Annotated in this window: 22 protein-coding genes; 1 reads left to right on the top strand and 21 read right to left on the bottom strand. The window is 37.7% G+C overall.

The annotated features are described in order from the left end of the window. Positions 1–11: 11 nt before the first annotated feature. From BMX40_RS00760 to BMX40_RS00680, 15 genes are all read right to left on the bottom strand, one after another. The gene (locus tag BMX40_RS00760) at positions 12–422 is read right to left on the bottom strand and encodes an HIT family protein (protein WP_090865804.1); all 411 of its coding nucleotides are present in this window, start codon (positions 420–422) and stop codon (positions 12–14) included. Positions 423–494: 72 nt separating this feature from the next. After that, positions 495–1547, bottom strand: coding sequence for a beta-carotene 15,15'-monooxygenase (locus tag BMX40_RS00755; RefSeq protein WP_090865802.1), 1053 nt, complete (start codon positions 1545–1547; stop codon positions 495–497). Positions 1548–1684: 137 nt separating this feature from the next. Next, positions 1685–1900: a hypothetical protein gene (locus BMX40_RS00750; RefSeq protein ID WP_090865797.1), complete on the bottom strand. Its 216-nt coding sequence runs from the start codon at positions 1898–1900 to the stop codon at positions 1685–1687. Between the two features lie 47 nt (positions 1901–1947). After that, entirely contained in the window at positions 1948–2604 is a 657-nt protein-coding gene (locus BMX40_RS00745; RefSeq protein WP_090866425.1) for an HAD family hydrolase, read from the bottom strand. 75 nt (positions 2605–2679) lie between these two features. Continuing rightward, positions 2680–3306, bottom strand: coding sequence for a kinase (locus BMX40_RS00740; protein ID WP_090865795.1), 627 nt, complete (start codon positions 3304–3306; stop codon positions 2680–2682). 29 nt (positions 3307–3335) lie between these two features. After that, complete coding sequence (locus tag BMX40_RS00735) at positions 3336–3698, bottom strand: hypothetical protein (protein ID WP_090865793.1); 363 nt, start codon at positions 3696–3698, stop codon at positions 3336–3338. A 96-nt stretch (positions 3699–3794) separates the two neighbouring features. Next, on the bottom strand, positions 3795–4391 hold the full coding sequence (locus tag BMX40_RS20510; RefSeq protein ID WP_211753606.1) for a hypothetical protein: 597 nt from the start codon (positions 4389–4391) through the stop codon (positions 3795–3797). A gap of 260 nt (positions 4392–4651) precedes the next feature. After that, positions 4652–5143 carry a hypothetical protein gene (locus BMX40_RS00725; protein ID WP_090865787.1) on the bottom strand — a complete coding sequence of 164 codons (492 nt, stop codon included), beginning with the start codon at positions 5141–5143 and terminating at the stop codon, positions 4652–4654. Positions 5144–5284: 141 nt separating this feature from the next. After that, entirely contained in the window at positions 5285–5860 is a 576-nt protein-coding gene (locus tag BMX40_RS00720) for a GNAT family N-acetyltransferase (RefSeq protein WP_090865785.1), read from the bottom strand. Between the two features lie 228 nt (positions 5861–6088). Further along, entirely contained in the window at positions 6089–6310 is a 222-nt protein-coding gene (locus BMX40_RS00715) for a hypothetical protein (protein ID WP_090865783.1), read from the bottom strand. 147 nt (positions 6311–6457) lie between these two features. After that, the gene (locus BMX40_RS00710) at positions 6458–7339 is read right to left on the bottom strand and encodes an aminoglycoside 6-adenylyltransferase (protein ID WP_090865781.1); all 882 of its coding nucleotides are present in this window, start codon (positions 7337–7339) and stop codon (positions 6458–6460) included. Between the two features lie 189 nt (positions 7340–7528). Further along, positions 7529–7957: a VOC family protein gene (locus tag BMX40_RS00705; RefSeq protein ID WP_244513318.1), complete on the bottom strand. Its 429-nt coding sequence runs from the start codon at positions 7955–7957 to the stop codon at positions 7529–7531. 100 nt (positions 7958–8057) lie between these two features. Beyond that, a complete protein-coding gene (locus tag BMX40_RS00700) occupies positions 8058–8711 on the bottom strand; it encodes a hypothetical protein (protein WP_090865778.1) in 654 nt (217 codons plus the stop codon). 912 nt (positions 8712–9623) lie between these two features. Continuing rightward, entirely contained in the window at positions 9624–10487 is an 864-nt protein-coding gene (locus BMX40_RS00685; protein ID WP_090865773.1) for an aminoglycoside phosphotransferase family protein, read from the bottom strand. 254 nt (positions 10488–10741) lie between these two features. Beyond that, on the bottom strand, positions 10742–10924 hold the full coding sequence (locus BMX40_RS00680; RefSeq protein ID WP_090865771.1) for a PspC domain-containing protein: 183 nt from the start codon (positions 10922–10924) through the stop codon (positions 10742–10744). Positions 10925–11264: 340 nt separating this feature from the next. On the opposite strand from BMX40_RS00680, the gene BMX40_RS00675 reads away from it, so the two are divergent. Further along, entirely contained in the window at positions 11265–12176 is a 912-nt protein-coding gene (locus tag BMX40_RS00675; RefSeq protein WP_090865769.1) for a VOC family protein, read from the top strand. 76 nt (positions 12177–12252) lie between these two features. Here the strand turns inward: BMX40_RS00675 and BMX40_RS00670 are convergent, their stop codons facing one another. The 6 genes from BMX40_RS00670 to BMX40_RS00640 all read right to left on the bottom strand — a co-directional run bounded on the left by BMX40_RS00670 (position 12253) and on the right by BMX40_RS00640 (position 20531). After that, the gene (locus tag BMX40_RS00670) at positions 12253–12774 is read right to left on the bottom strand and encodes an RDD family protein (RefSeq protein WP_090865767.1); all 522 of its coding nucleotides are present in this window, start codon (positions 12772–12774) and stop codon (positions 12253–12255) included. A 340-nt stretch (positions 12775–13114) separates the two neighbouring features. Continuing rightward, entirely contained in the window at positions 13115–13837 is a 723-nt protein-coding gene (locus BMX40_RS00665; RefSeq protein ID WP_090865765.1) for a sulfite exporter TauE/SafE family protein, read from the bottom strand. A gap of 441 nt (positions 13838–14278) precedes the next feature. Further along, the gene (locus BMX40_RS00660) at positions 14279–17485 is read right to left on the bottom strand and encodes a DEAD/DEAH box helicase (RefSeq protein WP_090865763.1); all 3207 of its coding nucleotides are present in this window, start codon (positions 17483–17485) and stop codon (positions 14279–14281) included. 554 nt (positions 17486–18039) lie between these two features. Next, positions 18040–18249: a hypothetical protein gene (locus tag BMX40_RS00650; RefSeq protein ID WP_090865759.1), complete on the bottom strand. Its 210-nt coding sequence runs from the start codon at positions 18247–18249 to the stop codon at positions 18040–18042. Between the two features lie 18 nt (positions 18250–18267). Continuing rightward, positions 18268–19440, bottom strand: a complete 1173-nt coding sequence (locus BMX40_RS00645; RefSeq protein WP_090865757.1) for a YecA family protein — start codon at positions 19438–19440, stop codon at positions 18268–18270. 203 nt (positions 19441–19643) lie between these two features. Further along, positions 19644–20531, bottom strand: coding sequence for a DMT family transporter (locus BMX40_RS00640; RefSeq protein ID WP_090865755.1), 888 nt, complete (start codon positions 20529–20531; stop codon positions 19644–19646). Between the last annotated feature and the right edge of the window lie 195 nt (positions 20532–20726).

Raw genomic sequence — 20726 nt, 5'->3', positions numbered from 1 at the left:
GTAATGCTCGTTTATAGATGCATAGCTTTTTTTAATCGATCTCTTAATAATGTAAATTCCTCTCTGGAAACCTTCACCTCAGGTTCAACCCAAGAAAACCCATCATTCACAAACCGAGGAATAACATGCATATGGTAATGATCAACGTCCTTGAAAATACCGTTATTTTGCATCATCGTGATCCCATCGGTTTTTAATAGAGTTTCAAGTGCTTTTGCTACTTTTTGTGCAACTAGAATAACTTGGCTCAAGCTCTTTGGGTCAACATCGGTGAATTCTGGAGCATGTTTCTTAGGAACTACTAATACATGTCCCTTGTTAATTGGATATTTATCGAAAAAGCAGCAGACATATTCGGTTTCGAAAATGATAAAGGCGTCTTCCCTTTTATTGATTATTTCACAAAAAACACAAGATCCCACAAGCCTCTCCCCTTATCTATAAAAAAATCGCATCATAATTTGTGTAATTACCATGCGATGAATTCAAAGCTACTAGTTTTTATTTTTCGCTACCATTTCCCCTACCAATCTGTTAAACCTATCTGGTTCATCCACGCGAATAGCAACACGATTGCATTTCCATTTGAATCCCATATAGAATGCTACTTCGGTAGGTTGCTTTAATTGCAAAATAATCGTTGGGTGTACTTCTTCCAAGTCTTTTGCAATAAACGATACCGTATCTTTTGTTCGTTTATTCTTTAACGCATCCGGGTCATCAATCACGCATTCCACATTCGGCCAATCGATTTCCATCCGCTTCATTAATCCCAATGAAATATAAAGCTTTTCATCTGTAATAACTGCAGGGTTTAAGCGAACAGCCTGGATATCACCCACGAAAAAAAGTACCGTGTAGATATTCATTACCATCAACATAATCGAAATAACTGGTGAAATCTCATGAATGAAGATGTGAAGTCCGATAGTCTCGAGAACGATCGCGTGAATCAGCATCACCATCAAAGCTATATAACTAGATTTGCGGTGTAATGTAAACGAAGCGTCATTCCATACGGGCTGTTTTTTCCAACTGGCAAGGGCAAAATAAAACACCAACATCTCCGAGCAAACGACTCGTATGACCGGATGGTTCTTCACTTTCTCGGCTACAGCATGATGAAACGAATGTATTACCGGGAGTTGACGATGCTTCACCGTTTGAATAACACTAGGAAGGTATTTAACGAATGTAACAATAAGTAGCAATTCCACGAAGAGAATTGCCCCTTCAACTGCAAATCCAACCCAAGTAATTGGAGCAAACGGTTCAAGATACTGCATTGGAATTAGAAAACGCACCAGTATAAGTCCGGCAGCCATTGTTATCACAATATATTTCCAATTCCACTTTCGAGACCATGTTATGTAAAGGATAGGAGCTACTATTGCTAAATCAATAAACGACCCAATCACCAATGGACTGGCATCCGCTGGAATGATTTGAGCTCCAAATGCTGTGTGGTACAGCATGACATTCGAACCAACTACTGCAAATAGAAATAAAAGCCAACCATGTCGCAAATATTCTCGCCTAAGTACCATTCTATCTCTCCTCAAAGCGTTATGAATGAGGTCACGTGTCATCATGTATATTCTCTATGTAAATTTTACTATAATTCGCACAAATTGTAGCAGAAGGTTGTGACAATTCTATGTCTAGTTATCTTCCATCAATAACTTTACTGAAGTCCATGGTGTAAGATTAAATCTCTAATAACTTCATTACCAAAAGTAAACCATAATAATAGCAATATAACGACTATTCCCATCACGAAGCTAATCCAAGCAAAGTAACGATTCTCCTTATGGATCAACGGATACAGAACAATAAGCAATACTCCTAATGCAAGCGTAATAACTACCGAAAGCTGTCCGGTTAATGTTTCAAAAATCACTAAAACACATCCTTCCTAAAATTAATGTTAACCTTGTAAAATAGTTCTCAGGTAATATAACGCAATAATCGATCAAGAGAATCGATCTCTGCATAGGGTTTTATTTCGGTATCATTGGTCAGCTGCTGTGGGTTAAACCATATCCCCTTCATATTTGCTTGTTGACTGCCATCGATGTCTTTTTCCATGTCATCTCCAACGAATAATGCAGATTCCGCTGGCACATGAAGCATGTCTAATGCTAAATCAAATATTCGTTTGTCAGGTTTTTTCATTCCCACTTCTTCGGAAATAAGGATCGTATCAAAACAACTATCTAAATTCGTGTTCCGTATCTTAGCTTTTTGTCTTTTCGTTGAACCATTTGTTATGATAGCAACTTTTACATGCTCCTTAATCATATTTACAATATGTAGGGTCTGTTGGTTGATAGAAAAGCAATTGGCAAAATGTTGATTCCAAAAATCTTGAATGTCGTTACGTGATAATCGATATGTAGGTGGAAATTCATCAAACAATGATTCCAGCACGTTTATTTTATTGTCATAGCCAAAGCTTTTTTTATCGTATTCTTTGAATTGATTCAGCATATGATTTTTAACTGGCTGTTTCACATCCCCATAACACGCCTCTAAAACCTTTAAAAACATGTTATCCACTGCCTGATCCCTATTGACTAACGTATCGTCTAAATCAAATAGCATTGCTTGATAACCGCCCAACTTTTTCACAGCCCTTCTGGAATAATATTTTGCTGTATACAGAAATGGATTGCGCTTTTATTCAATACATGTACATACTTTATCAGCAGTGTTTACTGGATCTTCATTTTCAAGATAATAACGCTCTCCTGGCCAATATCTACGTATATACTTATCTTGTATTGCTTGTCGATCTCCAATATACTTATCTCGTTTTAAAACTCTTTCATACCTTTTTTCTCTAGGACAATCTACAAAAATTGTATAATCAAAGTAGGATTTCCATTCTTTTCTTTGCAAAAAGATTCCTTCCATCAAAATAATGCTATTCGGATTAATAAAAATTGTTTTATTGGCAACTTGATCCACAGACTTTTCGTAAAAAGGAAGGGTTAAGTTGGTGTCATTCTGTTCTACTTTTTTAAATAATTCTTCCGTCAGCAAGTCAATATTCCACTGTAAAAAATAATATTCATACCATTCTTCGTACCCTGTATGATATCGTTCCTTTCTCTCTACGATATGGTCATCCATATGGATTACAACAACATTGCAGCTATTGCTTAATTCAGATTCCAGCTGATTAACCAACGTTGTTTTTCCTGCTCCGCTTAATCCATCTATCCCAAGAAGATAAGCGCGATTTTTATTGGGGCAATCATGGAATTGGTTAAGGATTTCTTCTTTTATTTCATGAATGTCCATACGATTCAACCTTTCTTAATTATAAGGCATCATTTTTTTGGAATTCCATCTATGATTTCTTCTTCAAGTGTAAAGTCGCTTAGGAAGCCGTTTACTTCTATGTCTAAATAATAGGAAGAATCCTCAAGATTTCGATACTGCCGATCTACTTCCATGACAAACGTACCAGGCGAATAAGTTCCATGTACCGTTTGCATGACTATTGGTTCTTTTCCTTCCGCATGTGTGAATTCGAAAGTACTACAGTTATAATCAAGACAGGTTATCTCATACATATTCTCCATCCAGCTAACAAAGTCTTGATCTCCTGGCTTTTGTTTAGAAACGAGCACAGTACATACAATAATTAGTAGGAAGATGGATAATACAACAAGCCAAACTTTTTTCTTCATACAATCCCCCTATCGTTCGCTAACCGCCTTGCTACGGGACAGGGGGACAGGTTCGTTGTCCCTGATGCTGGGACAGGAAACCTGTCCCTCTGTCCCCTATTTCATAAACTCTGCTTTCAGTAGATATGAAACATCGTATTTTTCCAACTCATCCATATTCCCCTCAACATCATCATAAAAATTGGTAGTAAGTGACTGCATGCCATTTTCATCACTTGAATAACAAATATTTGCTAATACTACTTCTCCATTATCCAAGTTCTTCTCTCCCTGAAAATTACCCCACACACTCGACATTTCCCCTAAGCCACTTGAATTTAGATCAATACCATTTATTGTATCTGTGCCACCATTGCTACCAATTCCAACATGAAAGGCTTTTCCCATTTCGTTATTATTTTGTGAGGTAGTAAAAATAATGGAACCATCCTGCTCAGCCGTCGTTGAGATATAACTTAATTCATCATCAACCAATTTACCGAATTCATATTTTTCAATCCAAACAGATATCTCCTCGTATTCACTATCTAATTGGAAATCAAATACAAATGATTTTTCGGAAGTAGTTGAAAGTATCGTGTTTTCTCTCTCTGTTAATTCAGCAGTAGATATAATGTTTGAATCAGAAATGTTATGTTCACAAGCAGATAACACACATACCAGTACTGCTCCCCATACAATTAATTTCCTCATTTTTGTTTGCCTACCTTTGTTTTTCTATGTGAAATTAACTCAGATAATTCATTATGTTAATCAATAATAACATAATATTGCAAAAACATATTACTGGTTATGATAAAAGATGATTATGTAGAGTAACGGGGTTGTATATGAAGGAGTACTGCGTTCCGGATATTTTTGTTTGCAAAAAAAAAGTTCAATAGGAACTGAGTCTTAGCTAATATATTTTATTTTATGGCTACTTCAATGCCCTCCCCCTAGTTGAACAAAACCTATTCATCTATGTCAAAAATTAATGTGTCAAATAGAGTATCGTTTGTATAAAGAAATATAGCCCATTCCCCTGTTTCTGTGAGTTCAACACTTGATGGCATATGTGCATCTGCTCCGTTATTCGGACCATAAAGGGAATTTGTCCATCCACTTGTAAGAATTTTGTGTACGGTTTCCGTTTCTCTATGATATCCAACAACCGTCAAATCAATAGTCCCAGGTTCTTCAATTCCCCAAAGATGCCACATCCACTTTTGTATTTGGCGAACGCTAGGCATTTCAGTGCCAATAACACCTGATTTATTCTCATTTCCTATAATATTTCTATCACCAAATTTTTCAGCTGTATTTTCCCAATCAATTTCTTCAAAATGACTTTTCTGTACAAACTCCGGGATATCTTCAGGTAAGTTTAATTCTGTTTCATGTGATGTACATCCTACAACTACAAATAACGTACTAATAAAACTTAATAATAAAACTCTTTTCATAAAAACATCCTCTCCTACCTTTTTGCGGGACAGGGGGACATGCGGGACAGGGGGACAGGTTCGTTGTCCCTGATACCGGGACAGGAAACCTGTCCCTCTGTCCCGAATGCTAGACAGTCTCGACTTGAGAGTAATTTGAATCTATTCGTGTGAGTTCAAGTACATATCAGAGATCTTATACCAAGTTAAAAACTTTTCTTTCTCAACGACATTTAAAAAACACGTTGAATTTACTTGAGACTCTAACTGCTTATGTTCTTCTGGAAAATCTTTCTCTACACCTAATGTAATATAGGGTAACTTTTCTTGTGCTTTTTGAGAGCGAATATTATCCACTTTCGCCCCGGCAAATACATAGTCTAAACGTAATTCATTAAATGCAATATATAGAATTTCTGCCTTTGCTAATTGATTGTACCCCTTCCCCCAATATGGATGACCGATCCAGGTACCTATGTGACAGGTTCTATTTTCTTTATCAATATCTTTAAGCGTAATAACCCCAATAAGTTGCTCGTTTTCATTTAAAATGCACCGTGAATATTGTTTTCCTAATTTTTCTTGTTCCAGTATAAATTCAATAAATCCTAATGTTCCTTCCAGTGATGTATGTTCTTCCTTTAACCCTAAAGAATTCTTTACCTGAGGAGCTGAAGATAAATGTGACATTTCTTTGGCGTATTTTAACTGGTGTCGTACTAGTTTAACTTTATTCAACCTCAATATCCTCCTTATCCTCTTCTGCCCCTCAGCTTCTTAATATCTTTGAAACCATTTAGTCATATAAATCTCTCTATCTAAGAAAATTGACTATCTGTTCTATGTAACTTACAACTGACAGCTAACTCCACTGACATTTCTTCAGTTTACGATAGTTAATTGGAATCAGTTACCAATTTATTAACCTGAACATAAATTACGACTTCCTATAACAGCTAGAAGCAGTTACTTTTTTTCTTCTAAATATTCCCTATATGCTCTTTGCACTTTATCTTCGTGCGGTGAAATAGCTGCTATTTTTTTATGAATCTCATTTAGTAAATACAATCCTCTAAAAAGACAGCCTACTACAATTCCAAATGCAATAATACCGCCAACAAGTGGCCCCATTATCAGTAAAACGTAACCTAATAAAGCTCCTAAAATAATTGAAATAAGTAAATACAAACAATCTCTCCCTATACATTTTGCTACAATTTTATAAGATTCCAGTTTTACAATTTTTTGCTCATAATTATATGTGAGAATCAACTAACTCCCATTTAAGAATGGAACATGCACCCTGCTATTTTGGCAAGGTGCAAATCCTATTATCTAATATATTTCCTTTGCATTTGAAGGTAAACGACGAACATCTTTAAGGAATTGTGTCATGTTTTTATCATCCTCAATCGGATAGGTGAAATGAAAATGCGCTGCAACATCTTGAGATAGGATCCGAAACAATTCACAAGTCACAAAAATGGATTCCCACATATTTGTATAATCCGAATTAGAATAGGTATCTTTGTACATCATCCAATAGGACTCAGGTAGATAATCCTTAAAATATTTTCCCAACTTTCCCGTAGAAACTTGGAAATCGTGTTGTATTCCAATCCACCAAGTTACCATTTTATCCAATGAATCGCGTGTCGTGTATTCAAACATAAGCTTGGCATAGGGAAGTTCATCACGCCAAATGCCTTTTGCAACGTTTTGTAAACACCACCAGAAATTGTTTGTGTAACTATCATACTCCCCTTTGGAAGGTTTTTTTACATGGTAATCAATATCGGTAGGACACGGTATTGCTGGCAAAAGATCATCCTTGTCCATTAAGGGAAGTGTGAGTTTATCTTTTCCATACATTTCAAGCATGACTTCTTCGATTTGGAGATGAAGGTCTATGCGATTGCCATCTTTAAATAACATTAAAAACCCATACGATCGATTAAAATCAATTTCTAATTCTCTACCAAAATCATTTTTATCAGGTTCTTGCATCATTAACAAATCTCCAAATTTATCAATCCAGGTCTTATCCTCGATAAAAGAAGCTGTTTCTTTCACAACATAAACAATATCATAATCCTGAAATAGATCTTTTTGTACATTTGGATTGGTTCGTGAGCCATTCATATAAACTGCTCGAATACGATCATCATTCTTGGCAAAGTTTACTATTACGTCCAGCATTTCTTTTTCGTTCCTCATTTGTTTTCCCTCCTTAATATATTTGATTCTTGAAAAGTACAAATGGAGGGGCTCGTGGGCACACTGATATTGTACGAATTATAGTTTATAATTTGTTTAGGATTTTCTTCATCTAATCTTCCTTTCTTTTGTGGCACTTTTTTAAAAATAGTGGTGAATATATTTTCAAGTTATGTACATTCAAAGGGACTATATGGTTAGCATGGCGCCTCTTTCATCAAATGTCGAATCTGGATTATAAGCTACTTCCCACAAATTATTCTCGGGATCAGCAAAAGAAGCTGTACGTCCTCCCCAAAATGCATCACTTGGTTCACTTAAAATAGTTCCACCAACGTTTTTAACCTGCTCAATGGTCAAATCAACTTGCTCGGGTTTATCCACATTAATCGCAAACGTAACTCCCTTAAAAACATTTTTTGAATGTTGAACTTCTAATCCGGAATCGGTTGCTAATTTTTCAACAGGATAGAGCGATAATAATACGCCAGCTGTTTTAAAAACTGCATAATCGACATAGCCATGGTCAGTTTCTTCCCACCCTAAGTCGTTATAGAACTTACGAAGAAGTGGTAAATCAAAACAACCAATCGTAATCAAACTTACTCGTTGAAGCACCAAATTAACTTCCTCCTCTCGCGGAACATGGGGACAGGTTTATAGTCCCAGATATTGGGACGGCAAACCTGTCCCTCTGTCCCTCCTCAATCAAGCAAACTTATAAAATGCGATCATTCTCCTTATCTAGTAACTTAATATGAACATTATCTGAAGATCCTCCCTGAATATGGTTGAGAACATCCGTTAAATCAAGTATTTCCTGCAAATAAATAGCTTTTTTGTGATTGGCTTTTATGGTAATACGATATGGACCAGCTAAATTCATAAGCGATTCCCTTCGTTCTTGACCTTCTAGATAAACGGAATCTATAAACTCTAATTCAACTGTCGCTGCTTCATTGCCACGATTATGTAAAACGAGATGACATCTTCCATTCATTAAATCTTTGCTCACATAATCAAAACTGCAACTTCCATTACCATCGTATGAGATGGCATGAATTCCACTTGCTAGCGTTTCTTGGTAAACCGTAATTAAATAACTAGGCAAAATGGTATATACAATGGCAACAATCACGATTGTTCGAAAGTGATGTTTCTTTAAGCCCTTGGCAAGTAAGATCATGGCGATAACAAACAAAACAGAACCAATAATTCCGAGTATATTAAACCCTACCTTATTGTGAATGGGGAATGACATGAAGGTAGAATACCCTTCTAACATAACATTATTAGGAAACGGGAAGAATAAAAACATGCATATAACTAAAAGGATAACGGAACTAATTATTGCTTCTTTTCTTTTTATCATTTTATTCCTCCTCGTCCTAAACTGTAGATTATAAATCTAATGCTCATCCTTATCATCCCTACAGAGCGATAATTTCACTTACCTAAAAGGCTTTAGTCGTGTACCTAAACCTCTATTATTTATCCTCTAGCAGTCTAATTCTCTTTTCCAATTTTTCTATTTTGGAAAAAGCAAAACATGCGATACTTAATGCGCCAGCTGCAACAGAAAAGGCTATAATTTCCAATGAACTCCCTCCTTTTTAAAGTAAATGAATATATCTCCCACGTTAGTTTTGAAATTTAAAATTTCACCTTCAGATCTAACGTATAGTCTTAACTTCACATTAAAATATGTGTATAACCTATCTGGTGAAGAACTATTCCGATGATGGAAAACATTATCCCCAAATTGAATGTCCAGGGATTTTGTTCTTTGTTCCTATCATATGTCCCACTAGTTAACACTCCAAATAGTAAAGTCATAATCGGAACAAATAGAAGTTGAGGTCCAAAAAGAAAACCGACTCCACCTAAAAGTAAAGTAGCTATACCAAACTGATTTTCTGAGGGTAGTTCATCCATTTCTTCTTCTGGTTCTCCCTCATCACGATTCTATTTTTTCATAGCCATTACTCATTTTTATTAGGTTGGGTTTCATTTTTATAGAGATTTTTACTAACCACACCGCACACAGAGAAACAAGGCTGTTGAATAATAGCGTATCAAATAACAGTCTATATTCTTCCGAAGTGGTTAACGTATAAAAGGTTCCAACTAAGACACTTATTATAACTATAGATATGGATCTCATTTTCTGAAATCGAAAACGAAGTAATACACTTATAACTAAGACCAATGTTGAACCCAATAAATCGGCTATCATCACTAGATATCATCCTTAAAACAGTTGAATTTATCATTTTAAAAATGTTTATTGGGACAGCAAACCTGTCCCCTTGTCCCTCAGTCTTCGCTTGATTTCGTTCAAAAGTACTTGCTTTTCTTCCTCGCCAATTCCGTCTGAGGATAATTTACGGGCTGCTATCGGTACAATCCAGGGATCGACTTCATCATAAGTAGTACCTGTTAACCGTGTATATTCATCCATAAATGCCCCAATTATTTTCTCTCTATTGGCGTCAAATACCCTAACTGCATTATTTGGGACATTTGGCGGAAGAACGGCATACCTTATCATTAAAATAAATTCAGCTAGGTCTGCTTCCGGATTACCGTTGGCTGCATTCATCCAATCAATAAGTACTGGCTTATCATTACGGATCAATACATTATTCGGATTGGCATCACCATGACACACCCTATTTTTTTGTGGCAAACGGTCCAAAATAGCAAGAACCAACTTCGTTTCTTCTTCCCTTAAATAATCCACGCTCTGAATTTGTTTCTTTAGAAATTCCTTTTGTCCGTTTGGTAGTTTTTCATTGGAAATGGAGTTATGTATATCCCCAAATAAACGAGCAGTTAATCGCACATCATCCCAATCAAGTTTCTGCTGATCTGTGTTCACTTGAACTAGTGTTTCAAAAAAGCGCTCTCTTAACGTTTTTCCGTAGATTCGTTCATACACAATGCCAGGACGCTGATCATACGCTGCCATTCCAAATGGTTGCGGAACTGGTAAACCTAGTTTCCACATAACAAGGTTATTGTCATATTCCCTTTGTAAATCCGTTTTATCAATATTAGACTTTGCTAGTTTAATAACTTTTTTATCGTTTTCCCATTCATAAACCTCTGCATTGGCACCTTCACCTATTTTTCGCCCAATTCCCATAAAAAAATCTCCTTATGTTAAGGATCCACTACCTTTATAAATGAGCAAATCCCATGTATTTTAAAATCTTAGATTCATAATGTATTGTTCTCCAATTTAAACCACTTTTCTATAATCTCCTTTTACCTCTTGACTAAATTTTACACTCTAATAATAACACATTATTCAGAAAATAAACCAAGGGGACAAGGGACAGGGGGACAGGTTTATTGTCCCTGATGCTGGTGGAAAAAATTTCCTAGGCCCTCTATCCCTCACAATGATGGTGGTTGATCAGGAAGTGTCACTGCAAGGATTAAATAAACAATTAAATTAGCTGGTAAAAATATAAAAATCAATCTTACTCCAAGCGAGGAAATGCCAAAATATTCGGCAATTCCTCCACATACTCCAGTTATGGCCCTATCCGTTGAAGACTTTTTCAGTTTACTATTCACCGCTATCCCTCCCATATGTAGCAGTATCATCCTTAACTGAAATTCTACGTAAATTATTGGTAAAATGTTTCAATTGCGATCAATCTACCATTGCTATACGTAGCTACCAAGCGTTATTAGTAAATCTATTCAAACTATTATCAAATAGGGTTCGTGGGACAGGGGGACAGGTCCATTGTCCCTAATGGTGGCGGGACAGCAAACCTGTCCCCCTGTCCCCAAATTCCGAATTTTACTTGACGGGTTATTCCTTTTGTGGAATGATCAACTCAACAATAGAGTCCGATACTTGAACAGCCATTTAAAGGGAATTAAAAATAAAACATTAGGAGTGAGTGTAATGGGAGAACAAAAAATAGTCCCACATTTATGGTTTGATCATCAAGCGCAAGAAGCTGCACAATTTTATACATCTATTTTTCCTGATTCGAAAGTGACGAGCACCTCTACAGTTCACGACACACCATCTGGAGATAGCGATATAGTTACATTTAACCTATCAGGCTTTTCATTCATGGCCATTAATGGCGGTCCACATTTCCAATTTAATCCTTCGATATCGTTTTTTGTTCATTTTGATCCTGCAAAAGATGATAACGCTCGAGAAAATTTAGATGAACTGTGGGAAAAGCTTTCCGAAGATGGTGCAACTCTTATGCCACTTCAGGAATATCCGTTCAGTAAGCGATACGGATGGATCCAGGATAAGTATGGTTTGACATGGCAGCTAATGCTCACAAATTCAGATGGAAAGAATCGACCATTTATCGTACCGTCGTTGATGTATGTTCAAGATGTATGTGGAAAGGCAGAGGAAGCCAGTAACTTTTACCTTTCCGTTTTCAATGATGCAAAACGAGGAGAAATCGCTCGCTACCCAGCAGGCATGGAGCCAGAAAAAGAAGGCACGGTAATGTTTACAGATTTCTTGTTAGAGCAGCAATGGTTTGCTGCTATGGATAGTGCACAGTCACATAACTTTAAATTTAATGAAGCCGTTTCCCTATTAGTTCAGTGTGAAGATCAGAAAGAAATAGATTACTACTGGGAGAAGCTTTCCTCTGAACCAAAAGCAGAACAATGTGGTTGGTTGAAAGATAAATACGGTGTATCTTGGCAAATTTGGCCAAAAGTCATGGGGAAAATGATGGCAAACGGAACACAGGAACAGATAGATCGAATTACAAAAGCATTTCTTCAAATGAAAAAATTTGACATCGGAAAATTAGAAAAAGAATACAAAGGCAAGTAATGGGACGGGGGGACAGGTTTGTTGTCCCTGATGCTGAGACAACAAACCTGTCCCTCTGTCCCACCTCCGAAACTTGTTAACGAGAAGAGATCCTAACAACTTGGGTTTTTGCAATTATATCGTATAGAGATTGTTTCTTTTTCGTGAAAATAGCAGTCAAAATATAAGCAAAAATAAGTGCATAGATGATTCCTCCTATGAGGTAATAACTGATGGGCACTTCCCCGTCACCTATATAAATTAATCTATATACCAAGTAGTGTGATAGCTTCCAAGGAATAAACTTCAATATAGTACGATACGTTATATGTAGTACTGAAACAGGTTCTCCGTTTTCTCCAATAACTCTGATACCTATTTTCTTTTTACCAATAGACTGTCCACCAATTTTAGAATCACTAATAATAAAATAGAGTAATACAGGCAATGTTACCAATAAAAATCCAGTAAACTGAGCGGTGATTAGTGAGCCGGTGAAAAAATTATGCAATGATGGAAATAGGAATATATTAAGTAAGAAAAGAACTATTAAATAAGCAAAAATCAGTATGTAATCAATAATGAACGCTTTAAAACGCAGAAAAAATGTAGCATTCATAACAACACAACCTCCCTTCAAATATATTTTTTCTATATGTCTATGTTTGCAGTTTTGCAAGTAAATCGTTTTGGGTTCTCATTTATAAAATCCCCGCACCATATTATTTAATATTCTTTCTCTTCTTCAATTATCCCTGCCACGAATTACCCCTGCTATGTTAGGTCAATATCTTTACATTTATTGCATTTTGCTAAAAGAATTAGTGAACACTCCCATGCTCCCCTTTTCAATGGGACTTGGGGACAGGTTTATTGTCCCTGATGCTGGGACAGGAAACCTGTCCCTCTGTCCCTCCGGATCCCCTTTTATAGCCTTTGCTATGGTTAATAAGAAATTATTACAAATTCAAACTTCCGATAAGAAGATAAATACCTGTAAAACCCAAAAGGATATATGTAAATATCTTAAAAATTCGCTGGTTAAGCAGTTTGAAAATAATTTGACCTATAAACAAACCCATAAATACGATTGGAATTGCATAAAGACTTGATTCCCATATTAATTTATTTGTACCTGTAAAAATTACTTGAGTGATAAGACTAATAAAGTATATAAACAAATAAAAACCTAAAGTAGTTGCTCTTAGCTTCGCTTTTTCAGTATCAGTTCCTGTAAAGTAAAGCAATAACGGGGGGCCTGGCATACCAATACTTGTTGTTAAAAGACCAGATAACCCACCAACGATGAAATCCCTAATACGAGTTTTCTTTACTCTAAAGTTACATATTAATAGCAATGTCAATACGAGGAGCAATACACTTACTCCTATTTTAAAGGCGTTAATATTAATGGAAATAAAGATTACTATGCCAAATGGTACCCCCAGTACACTTCCGATAATAAACCTCTTTAGTATTACAAAATCAATATCTATGCTTATTTTCCATATTAATGATATTGAGATAAGTAACGATAAAATTATGTTTATTTGGATGGCTTCTTGTGGAAGAAATAACATCAGCAAGAAAGGTGTTGCTATGATGGAAAATCCAAATCCTGTACTTGTTTGCAGGACAGAAGCCACAAATATAATACATAGAAAAAGGAATACAGTCTCCAAATTTGCCCTCCTATATAATTAAAGAAATTCAAGATTTTGTTAACTCTACGAATGCTTCCACAAACTTCTTCATATATGCTAATTTTAGCATCAAACAACAATACTCCCTATAACATACCATTCATATATCAAATAGTTACGAGCATTTTATGATATACCGTTATTCCGCCCACCTCACTACCTACAAATTATCACTTTAACTTAAGTGAAACTCTTGTTAGAACGAATGATACAATGTGAGAAGAGGAGCGTTACATGGTACTAAAGGTAATGCTAATCGGAGTGATAACCGTTTTTATTTTATTCATCATTTAGGAACGTAAAGCAAATAAAAAAATACAATCGAATCTCAGCATGCCCTATTGATGTGCTAGGTGATCAATTAAAATTAGCTAAAGAACAAAAAAAGAATGAAGGGTTGTCCTCTCATTCTTCTTATGCCTAACCCAACAAATCCTGAATATCCTCTTCCGTCAGACGCTCTAACCGCTCGTCATTTGGGTCGATAACTTCTTCAATCAGATGGCGCTTTCGATCTTGCAATTCGTTCATCTTTTCTTCAATGGTTCCTTTAGCTACGAGCTTAATCACTTCCACAGTTTGCTTTTGCCCAATGCGATGGGCTCTGTCTGCTGCTTGTTCCTCCACAGCTGGATTCCACCAGCTATCGTAAAAAATTACCGTGTCCGCGCCAGTCAGGTTCAGCCCGGTTCCACCAGCCTTTAAGGAAATCAAAAAGATATCCCGTTCCCCATCGTTAAATTGATTACAGAAATCCACTCTTTCCTCGGATGGAGTTTGTCCATCCAAATAAAAATAAGGGATTCCTTGAAATGCTAATTCTTGTCCGATCATCTGAAGCATTTTCGTAAATTGAGAGAAAATCAACAACCGACGGCCAGCATGTTGCGCTTCTTCTATTACCCGTAAAAGCTGTTCAAATTTTGCTGAGCTTCCTTCATAGCCATCAACAAACAAGCCGGGATGGCAGCAAATCTGTCTAAGACGAGTAATACCAGCAAGTATCTTAATTCGATTTTTTCGAATCGTTTCTTTATCCAAATGCTTTAACGTATCATGACGCAGCTTGGCCAAATAACTTGCGTAAAGCTTCTTTTGTTCGGCATTCATTTCGGCTGAATCGATTGTTTCCCTTTTCGCTGGTAACTCATCCAAAACATCCTCTTTCACCCGTCGCAGCATAAACGGTCGGATCCTCCTGGCAATTTCTTTATTGGTCAACATGCTGTACTCCTTTAATCCTAGGAATAGCTCAGGAAAAACAACATGAAAAATCGACCATAGCTCCTCTAACGCATTTTCCATCGGTGTTCCGGTTAATGCAAACCGATGATTCGCCTGGATTTTTTTCACCGTGCGAAACGTTTGCGTTAACGGGTTTTTAAACATTTGCGCCTCATCAAAAAAGACAACATGAAAATCCTGCTTCTCATACCAGCGCAAATCACTACGTAGCAATGGATAACTCGTGATAATAACATCGATATCCTCGTTATTCTGCTGGAGCTTAAGACGCTCGGATTTTGTTCCATCGATAATGATCGCCTGAATATCGGGAGCAAATTTCATGATTTCACTTTGCCAGTTGTACGTCACAGACGAAGGACAAACAATCAATGCTGGCTGTTTATGCTCACGGATCACAGGAAGCTCGGATAAGATAAAGGTAATACTTTGAATTGTCTTCCCAAGTCCCATGTCATCTGCCAAAATGCCGCCAAATCCATAACTAGCAAGCGACTTCATCCACTGATAGCCATGCTTTTGATAGGTTCGTAATGTGTCTTCCAATTGGCAAGGAATCGAAAACTGTAATTTCTCCGGATGCTGAATGTTTGCCAAAAATTCACGAAAGGACGCTTCCAGTGAAATGGTATCACTATCCTCCATGACATTTAGTAGCCGAAGCCCTTCAACAACGGGTACGGCGAATTGCTTTTCCCATTTGTCATCCTGCACTGGCACTTCCTGCAAGAAACGCTTAATTTCTTCCATTTCCCTAGTTTCCAGAGAAAATAAGGCGCCATCACGTAACCGGTAATACTTTCGTTTTTCCTCTAGCGCAGCAAGTACGTCTTTAATCTCTTGTTGTGGAATCCCATCGATATCAAACGTAAATTCCAGCCAATTGGTTCGTTCCTTGCGATGCCTTACCTTTATCTTTGGTATCGTGGTCTTCGGAACAATGCGTGCTCTGACAGCTGTTGTCGCATATACATTTGTGACTTTTTGCAAATGAGGAAGGACGTGATGCAAAAAGTGATATTCCAATTCTTCATTTTGCAGGTAATAGCCACTCTCCGTTCGGCTAAACTGCCCTTCTTCCATCAGCTGCAAAATTTCTTCTTCCTTTTCGACGTTACGTATGATCATCGAACCGACTCGTGGTTGCCGATTATCGAGTGGGTTTATCACGACATTTTCATAGTGAAACTCGAGTCCCGCAAGCAATCGATTATTCACCCTGTCCAGGAAAAGCTGTGCCTGTAATGGCGTTTTCTGGAGCTGATCGGTAATGGCACCTGATAAATGAACCTCGCCCATTTTCCTTAGGGATGGCAACAATTTTTCCATGTAATACTTCAGTTGATCGTTAGGAATTGGAATATTGCTCGTCCCTGTATTTTCAACCATCCACTTCAACTCGTAAAGACGCTGCGCTTCATCCGTTTTTACCGCTATCACTTTTCCATTCGATAATACCGTTTCATATTCCTTTAATACCAATAAATCTTGCAACCCGTTCATAACTAATTGGAAGCCACGCTTCTCATCTCCCATAAATTCAAAGGTCAATGGCAGCGGTTCGTCCGATACGCGAAAGCCGAGATAGCTTTTCCCTTTGTATTGTAAAGTCACTTGAGAAGCGCGATCTAGCAAAGCTTCCAAGGTTTTCCACGATGAAGCTGGAACAAGTAGCATTTGTTTGTTCGCCTGGAATTTCGACGGCATAGCACGTCGATATAGCTTTTCATCCGCCATCATCAGAATGAGCTGTTGAACCACGGCATCACTACTACTGTCAAAGCAATGCTCTGTCGGATCGTACATGAACTCAGGAGCAACAAAATACCTCTTGCCCTCCCTCACACTTTCCAAAAATGCACGAACATCACGGACACGTTGCGACGCAATCGATAGCTCAATCCCAATCATTTCATCCCCATTGTTTACATGGACCACGTTACAGAAAAAACGAAGATCGAGTACTTTTCGATTTTCAAAATGAAGCTGTTTGCCACTAGAAGGGGTTCGTTTGGAGGGTTGAAGTTGAAATAATTGCAGCAGCTCCTCAGGCAATTCCGGGTTAGATTGCTCAACGGGTTGCGACGTCGTGGTTGAATAATTTTTTTGCAAATCCTGCCATGCAATCAATACCGCAGCAATATGCTGGCAATCCTTGTTAAAAGAAGAAAGCGACGGACAGCTACATGAAGCATCGATGTCATCTTTGCGTTTTTCAAGATGGACATGAAAATCCTCTACGCCTATAACCGTAGCCTGCAACGAATCAGGAGTCACCTCCGCAATATCCACTTTGCCATTACGATAAAAAGCTTCCCCTTTTTTATAGGAAACAGCCCCGCATCGCTCTTGAATGATTTTTTTATTTAACTTGATTTGCATGGAACTGCCTCCTTTTTTGAGTTGAGTGGATGGTTGGGTGGTTGGGTTCATTTGGGTGAGAATTGATTTCTAGTTTGGGAGGTTGATTTTTCTCTCGCGATGGTTGATTTCTCGTTTTGAACGTTGATTCCGACCCCGCGACGGTTGATTTTTCGTCTTGAATGTTGATTCCACCCATGCGAACGTTGATTTTTCGTTTTGAACGTTGATTCCACCCATGCGAACGTCGATTTCTCGTTTTGAACGTTGATTCCTAACCCGCGTACGTCGATTTCTCGTTTTGAACGTTGATTCCTCGCCCCGAACGTTGATTCCTACCTCGCTTACGTTGATTTCTCACTTTAAACGTCGATTCCGACCTCGCGAACGTTGATTTTTCGATTTGAACGTTGATTCCTCGGCCCGAACGTTGATTCCTAATCCGCGTACGTTGATTTCTCGTTTTGAACGTTGATTCCTACCCCGCGAACGTTGATTTTTCGTTTTGAACGTTGATTCCTACTCCACGAACGTTGATTTATCCCCGACAATGGTTGATTCCTACCCCGCAAACATTAATTCCTACCTCGCTTACGTTGATTTCTCACTTTAAACGTCGATTCCGACCTCGCGAACGTTGATTTTTCGATTTGAACGTTGATTCCGACGATACGAACATTGATTCCTACTCCACGAACGTTGATTTCTCCCCGACAATGGTTGATTCCTACCCCGCAAACATTAATTCCCTTCAATAAATCCCATACACCTCTCCAAACAATCACCTTTCACCCCACCACTAACTACCTACCGCAGCATTTTTTATACTTCTTACCACTTCCGCATGGGCACGGATCATTTCGACCGATTTTTTTCGTTAGGTTCTTTGTTTTCGGGGTTAATTGTTTTTCCTCTGTCCATAATTCTGTTGAAGTATAGCCTTTTAGTTCCCATTTTCTCGTATTATTCATTAAATAAACGACATGATCCATGATCGCCTGGACAGCATCCAGTCCTCCAACGTTGACTTGACTAGCTACATACTGCAACACGTTGTTTGCACTAACGCCTTGCTTGGTGGCATAAACGCATTCTTCAACGATAGAGTTGGCTTCCTCGCTTGTGATGTCATACGTATTTGTAAGGAAATGAACGAATTGAATATAACTTTCATTCCGTTCCACAAATCCAGGCTCCCCTGCTTGCAGAAGCTGTTCTTTTGTAAAGTTGTAATAGGAAATATCCGTTCTCGTTTGCTGTTGTTGTTTCACTTGCTTCGTATCATGCACGCGATGATGAGCGTATCCTTCTTCGTCGGTGAAAATTCTATTTTGGTACATATTTGCATCTTGTATAACGGAAACATACGCGGAAGGATCTATCGGTTCCGTTGTGTACGTTTCTAATAGATGAACAATCTGGTCCAACTCTAGTGTTCCATAATAGTATAATAGACCGTTTGTTAGTTTGACCCAATTCGTATTCCGTTGAATTTTCGATCGTATGTTTACATTATGAGTTAATGATTTGATTGGCTCTATTACTTCCTCAGGGATTGCTAGAATCCGTTTATCTTCTATAATACCAGTAAAAATGATTCCTGTTTCGCGCAAGTAATTCACTTGATCAACCGTTAAGGCTGGAGCTTCCATAACCCCTGCTTGATTGGCCATTTCTTTAAGCAAGTTAAAACGTTCTTCATCCCACGTACCGGAAAGCTCCTCCACTTGTTCAGGTATCTTTTCTTGTAGCAAAGCTATTAATTCAGCTTTTTTTAAACCACTAGCGTTTTTTATATGTAGCCTTTTTCTTATCGCATCGAGCTCAGCCTTTGTATATTTACGTAACCCTTCATCTAATGTAATCGGAACATGTATGGTACTCCAATATTTCTTATTGTGTTTTTCCTGCTGTTCCAACTTCTCTTTCTTTTCTGTTACGGCTTTGATCATACTTTCTTCTAATTCTTTATACATGTTCTACACTCCTACTTTCAATTGCGTATATTAGTATACAAGAATCAGCAAGTGGAGGGAAACGATTAGAATCCCTTTAATGAAAGCCAACTATTGGTAAATTTACTGGTGGTTGGTGCCAGGCACCGAGTAGATCGCCAAACTTCTCACAGTTCATTATATTCCGCGAATCTACTCTGACCCCCTCTCTCAGTTCATTTCGCTTAGGCAACCACTTTATCTTCATCCTTCTTCCCCATAACTTCACTTAACAAGGTTGATCCTAAGATGCAAATACCACCGATAATTTGCAGCACACTCATGCTTTCCTGCAAAATAATTGCTGCCATGATCACAGCGGAAATGGGATCAATATAGCTAAACACGCCAATCGTTTGCCCCTTTAACTTTTTCATTGCAGAAAAGTACATTAAGTAGGCAACTCCTGTATGGATAATTCCTAAAATCACGATTAATACGAGCGACTGCATCCCTAACCCAGCGTAGTTCATATTCTCTGTTATTCCTACATAAGGAAGCAGGACAATCGAAGCAATCGATAGCTGCATAACCGTCGTTTCAAAATCGGATAATCCCTTGATAAACTTGTTTATTAAAATCACACCGGCGTAAAATGCTGCAGCTAACAAGCCATAGGATATTCCAACAGGGTGATTAAAGGCGATACTGGAAGCTCCTGTGTCTGGTTGAACGACCAAAAACAGTCCAATCAACGCGATCACGATGCTAAGTCCCTTTTTCCACGTCCAGGTTTCCTTCAATAAAAATGGTGCCAAAACCATGACAAACACAGGAGCAAAATAATAGCTCAATGTCGCGTTGGAAATAGTCGTATATTGATACGCTTCAAATAAAAAGATCCAATTAAATCCTAATGCCGTTCCAGATAAAATAAGCATTACGATATTTCGCTTTGTTGTTTTCAAATTGAATTTCTGTTTCACAAAAAAGCTTGCGCCAATCAAAAACACACTACCAATCGCCCCTCGAAATAGCGCAATCTCACTTGATGAAAGATCAATATTCTTTACAAATAATCCAATACTACCAAAAATAAGCATAACCAAAATAAATGTAGCCTTTGCCCTCATCTAACGCTCCCCCTATTTTGGGACAGAGGGACAGGTTTGTTGTCCCTGGTTGGGACAACAAACCTGTCCCCCCGTCCCGCCAATACTGTCCCTCATTATCTCATGCTGTTAGGAGAAAAAACAATACAAAATCTCCAGCCTAGAATGAGTAAAACAACTTTATCTGGAGCAATCTAAGAGTGAGTTATTAGCGTT

The sequence above is a fragment of the Oceanobacillus limi genome (assembly GCF_900111445.1).
In the GTDB taxonomy this organism is placed as follows: Bacteria; Bacillota; Bacilli; order Bacillales; family Amphibacillaceae; genus Ornithinibacillus; species Ornithinibacillus limi.
The sequence above is the reverse complement of the archived record's forward strand: the minus strand, read 5'-3'. Positions and strand labels throughout refer to the sequence as shown.